This window comes from Pseudomonas sp. LjRoot71, assembly GCF_964253255.1.
Classification (GTDB): domain Bacteria; phylum Pseudomonadota; class Gammaproteobacteria; order Pseudomonadales; family Pseudomonadaceae; genus Aquipseudomonas.
Map to the genome: position 1 here is coordinate 2,383,285 of NZ_CAXURA020000001.1, position 14,090 is coordinate 2,397,374.

The 14,090-nt window shown below is 65.1% G+C and carries 15 protein-coding genes; 4 read left to right on the forward strand and 11 right to left on the reverse strand.

Annotation, left to right across the window (positions count from 1 at the left end; genetic code table 11):
* Positions 1 to 19: 19 nt before the first annotated feature.
* The 3 genes from ACSQ17_RS11320 to ACSQ17_RS11330 all read right to left on the reverse strand — a co-directional run bounded on the left by ACSQ17_RS11320 (position 20) and on the right by ACSQ17_RS11330 (position 3,034).
* Positions 20 to 475, reverse strand: coding sequence for an N-acetyltransferase family protein (locus tag ACSQ17_RS11320; RefSeq protein WP_436068676.1), 456 nt, complete (start codon positions 473 to 475; stop codon positions 20 to 22).
* 58 nt (positions 476 to 533) lie between these two features.
* Complete coding sequence (locus ACSQ17_RS11325) at positions 534 to 1,520, reverse strand: asparaginase (RefSeq protein ID WP_436068677.1); 987 nt, start codon at positions 1,518 to 1,520, stop codon at positions 534 to 536.
* Between the two features lie 71 nt (positions 1,521 to 1,591).
* The gene (locus ACSQ17_RS11330; protein WP_436068678.1) at positions 1,592 to 3,034 is read right to left on the reverse strand and encodes an alanine/glycine:cation symporter family protein; all 1,443 of its coding nucleotides are present in this window, start codon (positions 3,032 to 3,034) and stop codon (positions 1,592 to 1,594) included.
* Positions 3,035 to 3,197: 163 nt separating this feature from the next.
* On the opposite strand from ACSQ17_RS11330, the gene ACSQ17_RS11335 reads away from it, so the two are divergent.
* Positions 3,198 to 4,016: a helix-turn-helix domain-containing protein gene (locus ACSQ17_RS11335; protein ID WP_436068679.1), complete on the forward strand. Its 819-nt coding sequence runs from the start codon at positions 3,198 to 3,200 to the stop codon at positions 4,014 to 4,016.
* 12 nt (positions 4,017 to 4,028) lie between these two features.
* Here the strand turns inward: ACSQ17_RS11335 and ACSQ17_RS11340 are convergent, their stop codons facing one another.
* The 3 genes from ACSQ17_RS11340 to ACSQ17_RS11350 are packed head-to-tail and all read right to left on the reverse strand — an operon-like array spanning position 4,029 to position 5,810.
* The gene (locus ACSQ17_RS11340) at positions 4,029 to 4,703 is read right to left on the reverse strand and encodes a GNAT family N-acetyltransferase (protein WP_436068680.1); all 675 of its coding nucleotides are present in this window, start codon (positions 4,701 to 4,703) and stop codon (positions 4,029 to 4,031) included.
* Between the two features lie 14 nt (positions 4,704 to 4,717).
* Positions 4,718 to 5,161 (reverse strand): N-acetyltransferase family protein, encoded by a 444-nt coding sequence (locus tag ACSQ17_RS11345; protein WP_436068681.1) that lies wholly within the window; start codon positions 5,159 to 5,161, stop codon positions 4,718 to 4,720.
* Positions 5,162 to 5,177: 16 nt separating this feature from the next.
* The gene (locus ACSQ17_RS11350) at positions 5,178 to 5,810 is read right to left on the reverse strand and encodes an FMN-binding negative transcriptional regulator (RefSeq protein ID WP_436068682.1); all 633 of its coding nucleotides are present in this window, start codon (positions 5,808 to 5,810) and stop codon (positions 5,178 to 5,180) included.
* 102 nt (positions 5,811 to 5,912) lie between these two features.
* Here ACSQ17_RS11350 and ACSQ17_RS11355 point away from each other — a divergent pair, with 102 nt between their 5' ends.
* Positions 5,913 to 7,385 carry a PLP-dependent aminotransferase family protein gene (locus ACSQ17_RS11355; RefSeq protein ID WP_436068683.1) on the forward strand — a complete coding sequence of 491 codons (1,473 nt, stop codon included), beginning with the start codon at positions 5,913 to 5,915 and terminating at the stop codon, positions 7,383 to 7,385.
* A gap of 83 nt (positions 7,386 to 7,468) precedes the next feature.
* On the opposite strand, the gene ACSQ17_RS11360 is transcribed toward ACSQ17_RS11355, so the two are convergent.
* A complete protein-coding gene (locus ACSQ17_RS11360; protein WP_436068684.1) occupies positions 7,469 to 7,642 on the reverse strand; it encodes a hypothetical protein in 174 nt (57 codons plus the stop codon).
* A gap of 15 nt (positions 7,643 to 7,657) precedes the next feature.
* Entirely contained in the window at positions 7,658 to 9,082 is a 1,425-nt protein-coding gene (gene aspA / locus ACSQ17_RS11365) for an aspartate ammonia-lyase (RefSeq protein WP_436068685.1), read from the reverse strand.
* Between the two features lie 248 nt (positions 9,083 to 9,330).
* On the opposite strand from aspA, the gene ACSQ17_RS11370 reads away from it, so the two are divergent.
* Positions 9,331 to 10,245 (forward strand): LysR substrate-binding domain-containing protein, encoded by a 915-nt coding sequence (locus ACSQ17_RS11370; RefSeq protein WP_436068686.1) that lies wholly within the window; start codon positions 9,331 to 9,333, stop codon positions 10,243 to 10,245.
* A gap of 4 nt (positions 10,246 to 10,249) precedes the next feature.
* Here the strand turns inward: ACSQ17_RS11370 and ACSQ17_RS11375 are convergent, their stop codons facing one another.
* The 3 genes from ACSQ17_RS11375 to ACSQ17_RS11385 all read right to left on the reverse strand — a co-directional run bounded on the left by ACSQ17_RS11375 (position 10,250) and on the right by ACSQ17_RS11385 (position 12,887).
* Positions 10,250 to 11,047 (reverse strand): substrate-binding periplasmic protein, encoded by a 798-nt coding sequence (locus ACSQ17_RS11375; protein WP_436068687.1) that lies wholly within the window; start codon positions 11,045 to 11,047, stop codon positions 10,250 to 10,252.
* Between the two features lie 190 nt (positions 11,048 to 11,237).
* Positions 11,238 to 12,032 (reverse strand): acyl-CoA thioesterase, encoded by a 795-nt coding sequence (locus ACSQ17_RS11380; protein WP_436068688.1) that lies wholly within the window; start codon positions 12,030 to 12,032, stop codon positions 11,238 to 11,240.
* A 33-nt stretch (positions 12,033 to 12,065) separates the two neighbouring features.
* Entirely contained in the window at positions 12,066 to 12,887 is an 822-nt protein-coding gene (locus tag ACSQ17_RS11385) for an alpha/beta hydrolase family protein (protein WP_436068689.1), read from the reverse strand.
* A gap of 132 nt (positions 12,888 to 13,019) precedes the next feature.
* On the opposite strand from ACSQ17_RS11385, the gene ACSQ17_RS11390 reads away from it, so the two are divergent.
* Positions 13,020 to 14,015: a GlxA family transcriptional regulator gene (locus ACSQ17_RS11390; protein WP_436068690.1), complete on the forward strand. Its 996-nt coding sequence runs from the start codon at positions 13,020 to 13,022 to the stop codon at positions 14,013 to 14,015.
* Positions 14,016 to 14,090 lie beyond the last annotated feature (75 nt).

The following is a 14,090-nucleotide window of genomic DNA, read 5'->3' on the forward strand; positions in this document are numbered from 1 at the left end:
GCAGATCATAAACAGGCTCTCAGAACAGCTTGCGGTACTGGATAAAGCCCGAGCGCTCGGCGATACGCTCATACAGCAACATGGCCTTGCTGTTGCTCTCGTGGGTCAGCCAGTAGGTGCGCGAACAGCCATGAGCCTGGGCTGCACGGTAGACGTGCTCGATCAGCTGACGGCCGGCACCACTGCTGCGGATGTCCTTGGCGATAAACAGGTCCTGCAGGTAGCAGTAGTCGCCCGTGGTCCAGGTCGAGCGGTGGTAGATCCAGTGCACCAGGCCGATGGCCTGGCCGTTATGCCAGGCCAGCGCGGCGTGCATCGGCTCGGCGGGGTCGAGAAAGCGCTGCCAGGTGGTGTCGCTGGTATCGCTGGCGATCTCGGTCATATAGAAGCGCTGATAGCCCTGCCACAGCGGCAGCCAGACCGCATGATCGGCGGTAGTCACAGGGCGGATCTCGACAGGGATGCGAACGGGCATGGCGACACTCTCCTTAGCTGGGTAAAGCCCTTACAGCCTAGTCGTAAGGGCCCAGGCTTCAATCGGCGCGTTCACCACAGACATCCAGAGCAAACCAGTGTTCCACCTCAGCCTGGCTCAGGCCCGCGCCGAGCAGGGCGAACAGCTTGCCCAGCGCCGCTTCGCGGGTCATGCCGCCGGCGGAGACCAGCCCGGTGCAGGCCAGTTGGCTGCCGGCCGCATAGACGCCAAATTCGACATGCCCGCTCGGGCACTGGCTGATGGCGGCCAGTACCACGCCGCGCTCATGGGCCGCCTTGAGCACGCTGAGCAGCTCGGCGTCGTCCGCCGGGCCGGTGCCGCTGCCGTAGCATTCCAGCAGCAGGCCTTGCACACCGCTGCCCAGCAGGGCGTGCAGATGGCTGGCCTGAATGCCGGGGTAAAACGGCAATACGGCGAGATTGATCGGCTGGCGCGGCTGGCGGTAGTCGATGCTCGCCGGGATGCTCTCGGCACGTGGGCTGTGGCGTTGGCGCGGCAGCACCTGGAAGGCATCGAAGGCATCGCTGCGCAGTTTGCTGACCCGCGCGCCGTGCATCAGTGCGCCATTGAAATACAGGTGCACGCCCGGCGTGACGCCGCTTTGCAGTGCACGCATGGCACCGAACAGGTTGCCCCAGGCATCGCTGCCCTCGGCTCCGGCCGGCAGCATCGAACCGCTGAGGATTACCGGTACCGGCAAACCCAGCAGCAGAAAGCTCAGGGCGGCGGCGCTGTAGGCCAGGGTGTCGGTGCCATGCAGCAGCAACACGCCATCGCAGCCGTCTTGTTCAACGCCTGCGCGAATCGCCGCGCCCATCGCCAGCCAGTTGTGCTGGTTCATATTGGCGCTGTCGATTGGCGGCAGCAGTTCGCGGAAAGTCCATTGCGGTAGTGGTTGGGCTTCCAACGCCTGCTGGGCACGCAGGCGTGCCTCGAAGCCGGATGCCGGGGCCAGGCCCGCCGCGCTCATCTGCATGCCGATGGTGCCGCCGGTATAGAGCACTAGGAGTTTTTGGCAACCCATGTGCGTTCTCCATTGTTCTGATAAAAAAACAGGGGGCCGAGCCCCCTGTTTGTCACAACTGTTGCAGGCGCTTAGCGCTGATGCACCGTATTGCCAATTTCCGCATGGTTAGCCGGCGCGTTGCGCGAAGCGTTCGGCCAGGCAGCTGGGTCGAGGTCCAGGTCGGCAAAGTTCTTCGCGTCGAACACTGGCGACTCTACGCCAGCCTTGCGCTGGTTGTCATAGTCGCGCATCAGGCGCAGGCCGGTCTTGAACAGCAGGAACACGGCGGTCAGGTTGACCAGCGCCAGCAGGCCCATGGTCACGTCGGCGAAGCCGAAGACGGTGGACAGGTCCTGCATCGAGCCCCACAGCACCAGGGCAATCACCATGACGCGGTAAACCTGCAGTAACCAGCGTTTGCTGCTGAAGAAGCTCAGCGCGTTCTCGCCCAGGTAGTAGTTGTACACCAAGGTGGTGAAGACGAAGAGCAGCAGCGCCATGCTGACAAACACCCGGCCCCATTCGCCGACTTCGGCCGCCAGAGCGGTCTGGGTCAGCACTACGCCGGCCATTTCGCTACCTGGCTGATACACGCCGGACAGCAGGATGATCAGCGCGGTGCTGGTGCACACCAGGATGGTGTCGATAAACACGCTGAGCGACTGCACGATGCCTTGAGCGGCCGGGTGCTTGACCTCGGCGACGGCGGCGACGTTCGGCGCACTGCCCAGACCGGCTTCGTTGGAGAACAGGCCGCGCTTCACACCCATCAGGATGGCCGCACCGATACCGCCGGCGAATGCTGGCTCCAGGCCGAACGCGCTGCGCACGATCAGCGCCAGGGTTTCCGGCACTTCGGAGATGTTCATGCCCAGTACCACCAGCGCCATGCCGATGTAGGAGAAGGCCATGATCGGCACCAGCACGTCAGCCATGCTGGCGATGCGCTTGATGCCGCCGAAGATGATCAGGCCGATCACTGCTACCAGCACCAGACCGCTGACGTAGGTCGGCAGGCCGAAGGTGTCATGCATCGAGGTGGCCACGGTGTAGGACTGCACGGCGTTGAAGCCGAAGCCGAAGGTTACCAGCAGCAGGATCGAGAAGATGATCGCCAGCCAGCGCTGACCCAGGCCATGCAGGATGTAGAAGGCCGGGCCGCCACGGTAGGTGCCGTCGGCCTCGCGACGCTTGTACAGCTGCGCCAGGGAGCATTCGAAATAGCTGGTGGCCATGCCGAGCAGCGCGACCAGCCACATCCAGAACACTGCGCCCGGGCCGCCGAGCATGATGGCGACCGCGACACCGGCGATGTTACCTGCGCCGACGCGCCCGGCGACGGAGAGCATCAGTGCCTGGAATGAGCTGAGCTGGCCGGGCTGGCGCTCAAAGGCTTCGGCGAAGATACGGAACATGTCGCCGAAGTAACGAAATTGGACGAAACGCGAGCGAATCGAGAAGTACAGACCGAGCCCGACCAGGGCGACGATGAGGACCTTGCTCCAGAGCAGGTCGTTGAGCAGATCGAGCATGATGAGGTTGCCTCTCTTGTTGTTTTAGATGAGTTGACACCGCGCCACCGTGCGGCCCTGGAATGGTTGTGCAAGGGCGGTTGCCGTGCAATTTCGCGGGTGGCGGCGAGCTGATGCGAGTTGATGCTAGAATCGCGCCGCTCGCATCACCAGGAAATTCGCCATGTCCGACTATCTAGGGCTCAATCTCAAGCTGTTGTGCAGCCATTACCGGTCGATCGCCGAGGTTTGCCGCAAGCTGGCGATCAATCGCGCGCAGTTCAATAAATACCTCAGCGGGCAGAGCCGACCGACGGCCTACAACCTCAAGCGTATCTGCGATTTCTTCGGCGTCGAGGCCTATGAGCTGAGCCTGCCGGCCGAACAGTTCGCCGACCTGATCGGCGCGCGCACGCCCGGCCAGGTGGCGGGCGCGCGCAGCGATGCGCTGGTGGAGCTGCTCAAGCCGCTGCGCGCGCATGCCGGCAACCTGTCGCGCTACTGCGGTTACTACTTCGAATATTCCAACTGCATGTCGGTGCCGGGCACCGTGCTGCTGTCGCTGGTGCATCTGTGGGAGGAGGACGGCGACTTCCTGTTCGAGCGCCAGGAGCGTCAGGAGCGCTCTGCCAGCAGCGATGTGCAGGGTGAGGACTGGGTGCGTTGCCGCTACCTGGGCGCGGCCTTCCAGTTGCAGGATCGCTTGTTTCTGATGGACTACGAGTCGCTGACCCTCAACGAGATGAGCCAGACCATCCTCATCCCCAGCTACAAGAGCCGCATCACCCGCCTCAATGGCCTGAAAACCGGCGTTTCCAGTGGAGACCGGCGCAGCCCTGCCTGCACCCGCGTGGTCTGGGAATACCTGGGCACGGAGATCAACCGCATCAGTGCCTACCGCCAGGTGCGCCTGTACCGCCCGGATGACCCGCGCATCGACGACGACGTGCGCCAGCGCCTGGCCGATGCCCCGCTAAAGAACGGCCTGTTCGAGATCGAATAAGCGTCAGCGCTGTTACCGCAGGTCCTCTAGGCGCTGTTTCTGCTGGCCGTCGGCACTGAAGTTGTCTGCCGCCAGCCAGCGCTCGTAGCCGGCGGCAAGGGCCGGCCATTCGCTGTCGATAATCGAGTACCAGGCGGTGTCGCGGTTACGCCCCTTGATCACCATATGCTGACGGAACAGCCCCTCGTAGCTGAAGCCGAAGCGCTCGGCAGCGCGCTTGGAGCGGACGTTGTCGTTGTTGCACTTCCATTCCAGGCGGCGGTAGCCGTTGGCGAAGGCGTGCCTGGCCAAGAGGTAGATCACCTCGCTGGCCTGCACGCTGCGCTGCATCACGCGGCCGTAGCAGATATGGCCGATCTCGATACTGCCGTGTTGCGTGGCGATATTCAGGTAGCTGAGCAGGCCTTGCGCGCGGCCACTGCCTGGCTCGACCACGGCAAAGAACAGTGGGTCCTGGCTGGCGGCGTGGCGGCTTAGCCAGGCGTCGAAGTCCGCGCGCTGGCCAAAGGGGCCATAAGGCAGGTAATCCCACAGCAGCGGGTCACTGTCCGGGCCTTGCAGGGCCTGCCACAGATCGTCGCCATGGCGCGCCGGGTCGAGTGGTTCGAGGCGCACATACTGGCCGTTCAAGGCTTCGCGGGCCGGCGTGGGCGCGGGCTGCCAGTCGCGTAAAGGTTGCTGGGGCATGCTGCGGCTCCTGCTCAGAACTGTTTGCGGTATTGGATAAAGCCCGAACGCTCGGCGATGCGGTCGTAGAGCTGACGGCCAGGGTAGTTGGTTTCCTGGGTCAGCCAGTGCACCTTTGCGGCACCGGCCGTTTGGGCCTGGGCATAGACGTGTTCAATCAGCAGCCGGCCGATACCGCCGCCGCGTTGATCGCTGTCGACAAACAGATCCTGCAGGTAGCAGCTGTGCTCCACCGACCAATTGCTGCGGTGGAAGATCCACTGCACCAACCCCACAGCCTGGCCGTCGCGCCAGGCCAGGGCGGCATGGGTGGGCTCGCTGGGGTCGAGAAAGCGCTGCCAGGTCATGGCGCTGACCGCGGCGGGCAACTCGCTCTGGTAGAAGTGCAGATAGCCCTGCCACAGCGGCAACCAGGCGGCGTGATCGGCAGTGCTGACGGGGCGGATTTCGATGCTCATGGCGGTCTTCCTTGGGTTAGTGATCAGTACTGATGCGCGCGGCCAGCTCGCGGTCGCGCGGGTCATGGCTGGCCGCCAGGCCCTCGCGTACACCGGTCTGGTCGGCCTGGCTGCGGTTCTGCCCGAGCTTCCATTTGCCGTCCAGGCGCTCGATCGGCAAGGCGAAACCGACGATGGCGCGCAGCATGCTGTCGATGTACTCGCGCGGTGCATCGCTGACCGCCCAGGGCTGCGGGCGCTCGGCCTCGTGCAGCGCGCTGAGGCGGCTGACCAGCTGCAGCAGGCGCTCGGCGTCATCGAACACCTCGGCGCGGCCGTGGGCCTGCACGCTGATGTAGTTCCAGGTCGGCACCACCTTGCCGTGTTCGGCCTTGGCGGCGTACCAGGACGGGCTGATATAGGCCTCCGCGCCCTGGAAGATCACCAGCGCCGGGCTGCCGTCCGCCAGGTCGCGCCACTGCGGGTTGGCCCGGGCGAAGTGGCCGTACAGCGTGCCGTATTGGCCCTCACCAGGTTCCAGCAGCAACGGTAAGTGGCTGGCGAGCAAGCCGTTTGCGCCATGGCTGACCAGCGTCGGCAGGCGCGTGGCACGCATCTGCTGGTGCAGGGTGGCGAGGTCGTCCTGGCGAAAGGCGGTTGGCGTGTACATGGCGGCTTCTCCGAAACGGGGCCTGAGCTGATGAGCCATGCTAGGCGGCATATTGGTCTGTTGTAAGATCCATTTCTTGCAACTTTGATAGAGCCAATCTGCATGAGCATTCCGTCTGCTCCGCCGTTGCCGGTCGATCTCTCCGGCATTCACCTCGACCCACAGCGTGGTCTGGCGCGCCAGCTGTATCAGGCGTTGCGCGAACGCATCCTCGACGGTCGTCTGCAACGCCGCACGCGCCTGCCGGCCAGCCGCGACCTGGCGAACCTGCTGGGTATCTCGCGCAATACCGTGACCCGCGCCTTCGATCAGTTGTATGCCGAGGGCTATATCGAAGGGCGCATCGGCGCGGGCACCTACGTGGCCGAGTTGAGCGCGGCGACACGGCCGGCTCCCGCGCAGCCACTTGCCAGCGCGCAGAACCCGGCGCTGGAGCTGTTGCAAGAGCATCACCTGAACCCTCCCGTCAGCGGGCCGCCACGGGCATTCCGGGTCGGCGTGCCGGCCTTTGACCTGTTTCCGTTCGAGACTTGGGCGCGCCTGTCCGCACGTTTCTGGCGCAAGCCATCGCCGGCGCGCCTGGGCTATGGCGACCCGGCCGGCGACTGGCAGCTGCGCGAGTTGATCGCCGCCTACCTGCGCAACAGCCGTGGCCTGCACTGCGACCCGGCGCAGATCGTGGTGACCAGCGGTGCGCAGCAGGCCATCAGCCTGTGCGCGCAGCTGCTGGTCACGCCCGGCGCACGAGTGGCCGTGGAGAACCCCGGCTACCGCGCCGCCGGCCATGCACTGGCGATTGCCGGGGCGCAGCTGTGCGGCGTGGCGGTGGATGCTGAGGGCTTGGATGTTTCGGCGCTGGCGCAGCTCGACAATTGCCGTCTGGTTTACCTGACGCCCTCGCACCAGTACCCAACCGGGGTCACCCTGTCGCTGGCGCGGCGGTTGCAATTACTGGAGTGGGCCGAGCGCACTAACGGCCTGATCATCGAGGACGATTACGACGGCGAGTACCGCTACAGCGGCACGCCATTGGCCCCGCTGGCGGCGCTGGATCGTCAGGGTCGGGTGCTGTATGTCGGCACCTTCTGCAAGATCGCCTTCCCGGCGCTACGCCTGGGCTATCTGGTATTGCCGCCGGCGCTGGCCGAAGCCTTTGCCCAGCGCCGCGCGCTGGATATGCGCCATTCGGAAATCGGCACCCAGGCAGTGATGGCCGACTTTATCGCTGCTGGGCACTTTCAGCGGCATATCCGCCGCATGCGCACGGCCGCCCGTAGTCGTCGCGATGCGCTGCTGGCCGGCTGGCCTGAACATGTGCCTGGCTGCGCGCCGCTGCCGGCGGTGGACGCGGGGTTGCACCTGTGTGTGCGGGTCGAGAGCCTGCAACGTGAGCGCGAGCTGATCGCGGCCGCCGAGCAGGTTGGCGTGGAAATCACCGGTTTAAGCAGTTACTGGCTGCCGGACAGCACAACCCTGCAGGATGAGCGCGCCGGCCTGGTGCTGGGGTTTGCCGCAGTGCCCGAGGCACAGATTGCTCAGGCGCTGGCGGCGCTGCGGCGCGCCTGGCAGCTGTAGGCCGGCTAAACATCGGCACAAAAAAAGGATGGCCGAAGCCATCCTTGAAGGATCAGAGGCAGGGGGGCCTCTTGGTCGATGTTTTAGCGGGACTGGGCAGCGCCCTGGGTTGCAGCCTGTTCTGTCGGGGCGACCCGCAGCGGCGTGTTCTTCGGCAGCTCGTAACGTGGCAGCGGATAACCCGGGTACATCCGGCGTGGCGGGGTTACGGCCAGGAAGGTCGGAGTCAATGTTGGTACAGCGCTATTGCGTGACATGCGAATTCTCCTGGCTTAGGCCTGTAATGGAACAAGGCGTGGGGCAATCATGTTTTCCGGGCGCAGGATGTCGGCCAGGGTGGCGTCGTCCAGCAGCTTCTCCTCGCGCACCAGCTCCAGCACCCCGCGCCCGCTTTCCAGGGCTACCTTGGCGATGCGCGTGGCGTTCTCGTAGCCGATGTAGGGGTTGAGCGCGGTGATCAGGCCGATGGAGTTTTCCATCAGCTGGCGGCAATGGGCTTCGTTGGCGGTAATGCCGTCGATGCACCGCTCGCGCAGCATGTCCATGGCACGGGTCAGCAGGCGGATCGAGTCGAGGATCTTGTAGGCGATCAGCGGCTCCATCACGTTCAGCTGCAGCTGGCCCCCTTCGGCGGCGATGGTCAGGGCCAGGTCGTTGCCGATCACTTCGAAGGCCACCTGGTTGACCGCTTCCGGAATCACCGGATTGACCTTGCCCGGCATGATCGAGCTGCCCGGCTGGCGGGCCGGCAGGTTGATCTCGTTGATGCCAGTGCGCGGGCCGCTGGAGAGCAGGCGCAGGTCGTTGCAGATCTTCGACAGTTTGACCGCGGTACGTTTGAGCATGCCGGAGAACAGCACGAACGCGCCCATGTCCGAAGTCGCCTCGATCAGGTCGGCGGCCGGCACAACGGGATGCCCGCTGATGATCGCCAGGCGTCTCACGGCAAGGTGCTGATAGGCTGGGTCGGCATTGATCCCGGTGCCAATCGCGGTGCCGCCCAGGTTGACCTCGGTAAGCAGGGTCGGGGCGAGCAGCTTGAGGTGTTGCAGGTCTTCGCCGAGGGTCACGGCAAAGGCGCGGAACTCCTGGCCGAGGGTCATCGGCACGGCGTCCTGCAGTTGGGTGCGGCCCATCTTCAGTACGTGGCCGAATTCCAGGCCCTTGGCAGCGAAGGACTGGATCAGTTTGTCCAGCGAGGTGAGCAGAAAGTCATGGCCCAGCAACAAGCCAACGCGGATGGCGCTCGGGTAGGCATCGTTGGTCGATTGCGCCATGTTCACATCGTTGTTCGGGTGCAGGTACTGGTACTCGCCTTTCTCATGGCCCATGGCTTCCAGGGCGATGTTGGCGATGACTTCGTTGGCATTCATGTTGGTTGAAGTGCCGGCACCGCCCTGGATCATGTCGACCACGAACTGGTCGTGGAACTCGCCCTGAATGATGCGCGCGCAAGCGGTGCTGATGGCCGTGTGCTTGGCTGCGGACAGGTGACCCAACTCGCGGTTGGCGTCGGCGGCGGCCTGTTTGACCATGGCCAGGGCGATCACCAGTTTCGGGTAGTGCGACAGCGTTACGCCCGACAGCCGGAAGTTCTGCACGGCACGCAGGGTCTGGATGCCGTAATAGGCGTCAGCGGGTACTTCGAGGGTGCCGAGCAGGTCTTTTTCGGTGCGGTATGATGCAGCAGGGGACATGATGTTCACTTTCTCGTGACAATGCGGATTTACCCGCGATGTCCCGTAGATTAGGGGCTGTAGCCTGATCATGGCCAATGCTGTTAAACGCTGGGTCATGCACAATCGGCATAATGTTAATGTGACCCCGGTACGCGGATCTGTCTTTCAGGGTGCCGATCAGTAAAGCGCTCGATAAGTTGTCGATTGGCCGGAGAAACCCCTGATTCTTATCTTGAAAACACGATTAAGTCTGGAGGCAAGCGTCGGTGAATCTTGAGAGCAAATGGCTGGAAGATTTCGTTGCATTGGCCACTACGCGCAGTTTTTCCCAGGCGGCGCAAAAACGCTTCGTCACGCAGCCGGCATTCAGTCGGCGTATTCGCAGCCTGGAGAACATGCTCGGGCTGACCTTGGTCAACCGAGCCTGCACGCCCATCGAGCTGACTGAATCCGGCCAGCTGTTTCTGGTCACCGCACGGAGCATGGTCGAGCAGCTGGGTGAGGTGGTGCGCCATCTTCACAACCTCGAAGGCCAGCAGGGCGAGGTGTTGCAGATCGCCGCCGCGCATTCGCTGACCCTGGGTTTCTTCCCCGAATGGATTGCCCGCCTGCGCCGTGAAGGTCTGCCGCTGAACACGCGGCTGGTGGCGACCAACGTCGGCGAAGCGGTGCACGCCCTGCGCGAAGGTGCCTGTGACCTGATCCTCGCCTACTACGACCCGGATGCGGCGTTGCAGATGGACCCGGAGATCTTCCCTTCGCTGCACCTGGGCCGCACCGAGATGCTCCCGGTGTGTGCGGTGGGTGACAGCGGTGCGCCGTTGTTTGACCTGACCAGTGGCCAGAGCGTGCCGCTGCTGGCCTACAGCGCCGGGGCCTTTCTCGGGCGCTCGGTCAACCTGCTGCTGCGCCAGCGTGCCCTGCGCTCGACCACGGTGTACGAAACGGCGATGGCCGACAGCCTCAAGACCATGGCCCTGCAGGGCCTCGGCGTGGCCTGGGTGCCGCGCCTGTCGGTGACCGCCGAGCTGGCCCGCGGCGAGCTGGCGGTGTGCGGTGGCGAACAATGGCAGGTGCCGCTGGAGATCCGTCTGTACCGCTGCGTGCTGTCGCGCAAGGCGACGGTGCGCCTGCTGTGGCGCAAGCTGGAAGCCGGGATGGGCAACGCGGCGAGCCGCTAGCGGGTCAGAACTGCAGCGCGCTTTCCAGCTCATCACCCGACAGGTAGGCGGACAACAGCCTGCGCAAGGTGCCATCGTCGCGCATGCCCTGTATGAGCGCAGCCATGCGCTGGTAGTCCTGATAGGAGAAGTGCGCCTTGCTCAGGGCCAGGTGATGGGGAATGGGAGCGGTCTGGGGCGACCAGTCCATGATCCTCACGCGATCCTCCAGTCCCAGCTCGGCCAGCTCCTTGCGGTAGAACAGCGGTAGGGAAAACACGGCGTCGACGCGGTTGCCCGCGCCCAGCATGAGAAACAGGTTGTGGATGCTCGGCACCTCGATGACCCGGCCCTGCGCGTCCAGCTGCGCGATCAGCTCGTCGTAGACCGGCCCGTGGCGAAAACTGCGCACCACGGCGATGCGCGCGCGCGGGTCGGCCAGCAGATCCGCCGGGCCTCGCAGGTCGGTGCGTGTGGTCAACGCCATGTTCTTCTGCGAGTGATACGGGATGAAATAAGCGAAGGCGTCGCGCTCCGCGACGCGTATGGCGGACACCGTCATGGACAGGGTGCCCTCCTGCAGCTCTTTCCAGATCCGCGCCCTCGGCTGCTCGAAGGTGTCGAAGCGGTAGCCGCCGCGCTTCATCAGCTCATCGATCACATCGCGGTCGAGGCCCTTGCCTTGCGAATACAGCAGGCCAGCCTGGTAGAAGGCCACGCTGTAGACCTTGGCAGGTGGTGCATCCGTAGCGGCCGGCAACTCCGCCGAGAGCGCTGTGCTGAAGATCAGGCAGAGAACTCGGCGTAATAGCCATGGGGTCATGGGGGTGCTCGGCGTAGGGTCAGCTTGCAGTGTGGCATGCCATGGCACGCGTGCCAGCGCTTACCGCCGATTCACAGACCGTATTTCCTGACCTTGTCGAACAGGCTGGTCTTGGCCATGCCGAGGGCCTGGGGCTGGCCAGGGTAGTGCCTCGGACATCTGACAGCCGATGCTCCTGCATCGGCCGGGGTTAGGCGAAGACGCTGACGGTCTGGCGGCTGACCAGGGCCATGCGCCCGTGCTTGTCCCACAGGTTGGCGTCGATATGGCTGTAGCCGTTGGCCGCCTGGCGGATCTCCGCCTGATACTGCCACCAGTCCGCGCCGCTGCAGTCCTCCGCGCCGTCGATGAAGCCGATGGTCCAGCTCAGCGAGCTGCCGGCCGCCGGTGTCTTGAGCAGGCTGAACACCGCCGGTGGCCAGGCGTCCAGCAGGCACAGCAACTCGGCCACGCCGGCGCTCTCCGGGCCGGCCTCGCGCAGGCAGATCCAGCCGCCCATGCGCGAGTCATGGCCGCCCATGAAGGGCATCTTGCCGAGGGTGTAGCGGTAGTCGAAATGCTGGGTGAAGTCCGGCGTCAGCCCGGCGATGAAGGGGAAGGGCGACACCGTCTCGGCGGCCGGAAAGTCCGGCGCGGGCGCCGCCGCCACGTTCACCGCCGAGGTGCGGGCGCCGCCGAAGCTTGCCAGCATCGTCACGCAGGCCTGGCCGTCCTGGTAGGCGGTGGCCTGTACCTGGGTGGCCGCCTTGCCCTCGCGCAGCACGGCGATCTGCAGGTCGAGCGGGCCCGGTGCCACCGGGGCGACGAAGGACAGCATCAGCGAGCGCACCGGCCGCCCGGCCTCTACCCATGGGCGCACCCGGGTGAACAGGCAGGCGGCCAGCAGCCCGCCGAAGGTAGCCCTACCTTGGCCCCAACGTTGCGGAATCTGTATCTGGGTGGGCGATGTATCACAAGCTGCGCGCAGCATTTCGTCGAAGGTCATGCTCGATTCTCTGGTCATGGGTTATGCAAGGGCTCAGGCGTGGCTGGCCAGATGGGTGTCGAGGAAGGCGGTTACCCGCTGCGCATAGGCCTGCGGCTGAGCCGTGTAGGCCAGGGTGTGCGTGGCCCCCGGCACCCGCCAGAACTCGGTATGGGTGGTGCCGCTGAGGGCCAGGTGCAGCTGCAGGCCATGCTCCACCGGGGTGTAGTCGTCGTCCTCGCCATAGATCATCAGCAGCGGCGGCTTGCCGACCAGGCGTTCGGCGGCATGTAACGGGCGCAGGCGCCGTTCGCCGGCCGGGTAGAGCAGCATCGACAGGCGGATGCCGAGGCTGGGGATGGGGTAGCGGCGCCAGAAGTGCAGCAGGGTGGGGAAGGCCGATTCGAGCACCGCTGCCTTGAACGGGTGCCCTGGCTGGGCCAGGGCGCACAGACTCATGGCTGCGCCCATGGAGGCGCCGAGCACCGCCAGTGGCAGTTGCGGGTAGTGCTGCTGCAGGGCTCGGCCGGCGGCCAGCACGTCCAGTGGGTAGTCCATGGTGGTCGAACCGCTCTCGCCGAAGCCATTGAGGTCGAACAGCATCACGTGGTAGCCGGCCGCGCGCAGCAGCTCGGCGTGGCCCTGCTTGAGCCAGAAGCCCTTGGCCGCCGTGCCCATGGGGTGGGCCAGCAGGATCGCCCCCTTGGCCTCGGCTGCATGACTCTCGGCCAGCAGGGCCGACAGGCGCGCCCCGGAGCCGCTGTCGATGGTCAGGCGCTGCCAGGGCTGCGGATCGATCTGCTCGGGCCAGCGCCAGGGGCGCATGAAACGGCCGAAGAAGGGTTTTTTGAATAGCCGATAGGCTGTATTTTTCATCGCCGCGTTTCCTTTGCTCGCCTTGGGGCATCATCCCCATGCGGCGCATGCTAGGTGGCGTGGCGCGGGGCCGACATGGGCGAAATTGACGGAAAGCGTGCGAGATTCGCGCGCGGGATGAAGGGGCGTGAGATGAGAGTGACGGTTCTGATGGCCGAGCGCTGTTCGGCCACCAGTGTTTCCGCGGCCCTGGAGTTCCTCGAGTGCGCCAATGTGCTGCAGCGGCTTGCCTCCGGCGGCGAGCCCTTCGAAGTGCAGAGCGCGTCCATCGACGGCGGGCCCGTCAGCTGCACGGGAGGCCTGCGCCTGACCCCGCAGAAGGCCCTGGCCGAGATCGAGGAGACCGACCTGATCATCGTGCCGGGCTTCATGTTCAACATTCTCGCGGTACTGCCAGAGCTGGAGCCGGTATACGCCTGGTTGCGTCACCACCACGGGCGCAACAGCTACATCGCCAGCATGTGCACCGGCACCTTCGTCACCGCCCAGGCCGGCCTGCTGGAGGGCAAGCGCGCCACCACCCACTGGATCTTCAGCGAGCAGTTCACCCGGCGTTTCCCCGGGGTGCGACTACAGGCCGAGCGCAGTGTGACCGACGACGGCCTGCTGCTCTGCTCGGCGGGCTCGACCACAGGCAGCGACCTGCTGCTGCACATCATCCGCCGCTTCGCCTCGCCCCAGCTGGCGGCCGAGTGCTCGAAGAAGCTCTTGGTCGACAGTGCCGAGCGCCTGCAGACCCCATACATGAGCGACCACTTCAACAAGAACCACCAAGATCGCGACATCCTCAAGGTGCAGGTCTGGCTGGAGAAGCACCTGGCCCAGCCCATCGACCTGGAGCAGGTGGCCGAGCGCTTCGCCCTCAGCCAGCGCAACCTGATCCGCCGTTTCAAGGAGGCCACCGGCCTGACGCCAGGGCAGTACCTGCAGAACCTGCGCATCGACCGGGCCAAGCACCTGCTGGAGGGGGGGCAGGAGAACTTCGACCGCATCACCCAGCAGGTGGGCTACGAGGACGGCAGCTCCTTCCGCCGCCTGTTCAAGCAGCGCGTGGGTATCTCGCCGGGGGCCTACAGAAGCCGCTTCAACAGCCAGCGCCTGGCAGGCGAGGATTTCTCGGCGCCTTAGAGGCAAGCCGCGTAGGTTGGACGGGCGGCGGCCGCTCCCGCAGACGGTACACCGAGGGTGCCGCGGTGGGCTGTT

Excerpts from the sequence above, each read along its gene's own strand:
- ACSQ17_RS11320 (WP_436068676.1), bottom strand. The coding sequence starts at position 475 with ATGCCCGTTCGCATCCCTGTCGAGATCCGCCCTGTGACTACCGCCGAT.
- ACSQ17_RS11330 (WP_436068678.1), bottom strand. The coding sequence starts at position 3,034 with ATGCTCGATCTGCTCAACGACCTGCTCTGGAGCAAGGTCCTCATCGTC.
- ACSQ17_RS11350 (WP_436068682.1), bottom strand. The coding sequence starts at position 5,810 with ATGTACACGCCAACCGCCTTTCGCCAGGACGACCTCGCCACCCTGCAC.
- ACSQ17_RS11325 (WP_436068677.1), bottom strand. The coding sequence starts at position 1,520 with ATGGGTTGCCAAAAACTCCTAGTGCTCTATACCGGCGGCACCATCGGC.
- ACSQ17_RS11335 (WP_436068679.1), top strand. The coding sequence starts at position 3,198 with ATGTCCGACTATCTAGGGCTCAATCTCAAGCTGTTGTGCAGCCATTAC.
- ACSQ17_RS11345 (WP_436068681.1), bottom strand. The coding sequence starts at position 5,161 with ATGAGCATCGAAATCCGCCCCGTCAGCACTGCCGATCACGCCGCCTGG.
- ACSQ17_RS11360 (WP_436068684.1), bottom strand. The coding sequence starts at position 7,642 with ATGTCACGCAATAGCGCTGTACCAACATTGACTCCGACCTTCCTGGCC.
- ACSQ17_RS11355 (WP_436068683.1), top strand. The coding sequence starts at position 5,913 with ATGAGCATTCCGTCTGCTCCGCCGTTGCCGGTCGATCTCTCCGGCATT.
- ACSQ17_RS11390 (WP_436068690.1), top strand. The coding sequence starts at position 13,020 with ATGAGAGTGACGGTTCTGATGGCCGAGCGCTGTTCGGCCACCAGTGTT.
- ACSQ17_RS11380 (WP_436068688.1), bottom strand. The coding sequence starts at position 12,032 with ATGACCTTCGACGAAATGCTGCGCGCAGCTTGTGATACATCGCCCACC.
- ACSQ17_RS11375 (WP_436068687.1), bottom strand. The coding sequence starts at position 11,047 with ATGACCCCATGGCTATTACGCCGAGTTCTCTGCCTGATCTTCAGCACA.
- ACSQ17_RS11340 (WP_436068680.1), bottom strand. The coding sequence starts at position 4,703 with ATGCCCCAGCAACCTTTACGCGACTGGCAGCCCGCGCCCACGCCGGCC.
- ACSQ17_RS11385 (WP_436068689.1), bottom strand. The coding sequence starts at position 12,887 with ATGAAAAATACAGCCTATCGGCTATTCAAAAAACCCTTCTTCGGCCGT.
- aspA (WP_436068685.1), bottom strand. The coding sequence starts at position 9,082 with ATGTCCCCTGCTGCATCATACCGCACCGAAAAAGACCTGCTCGGCACC.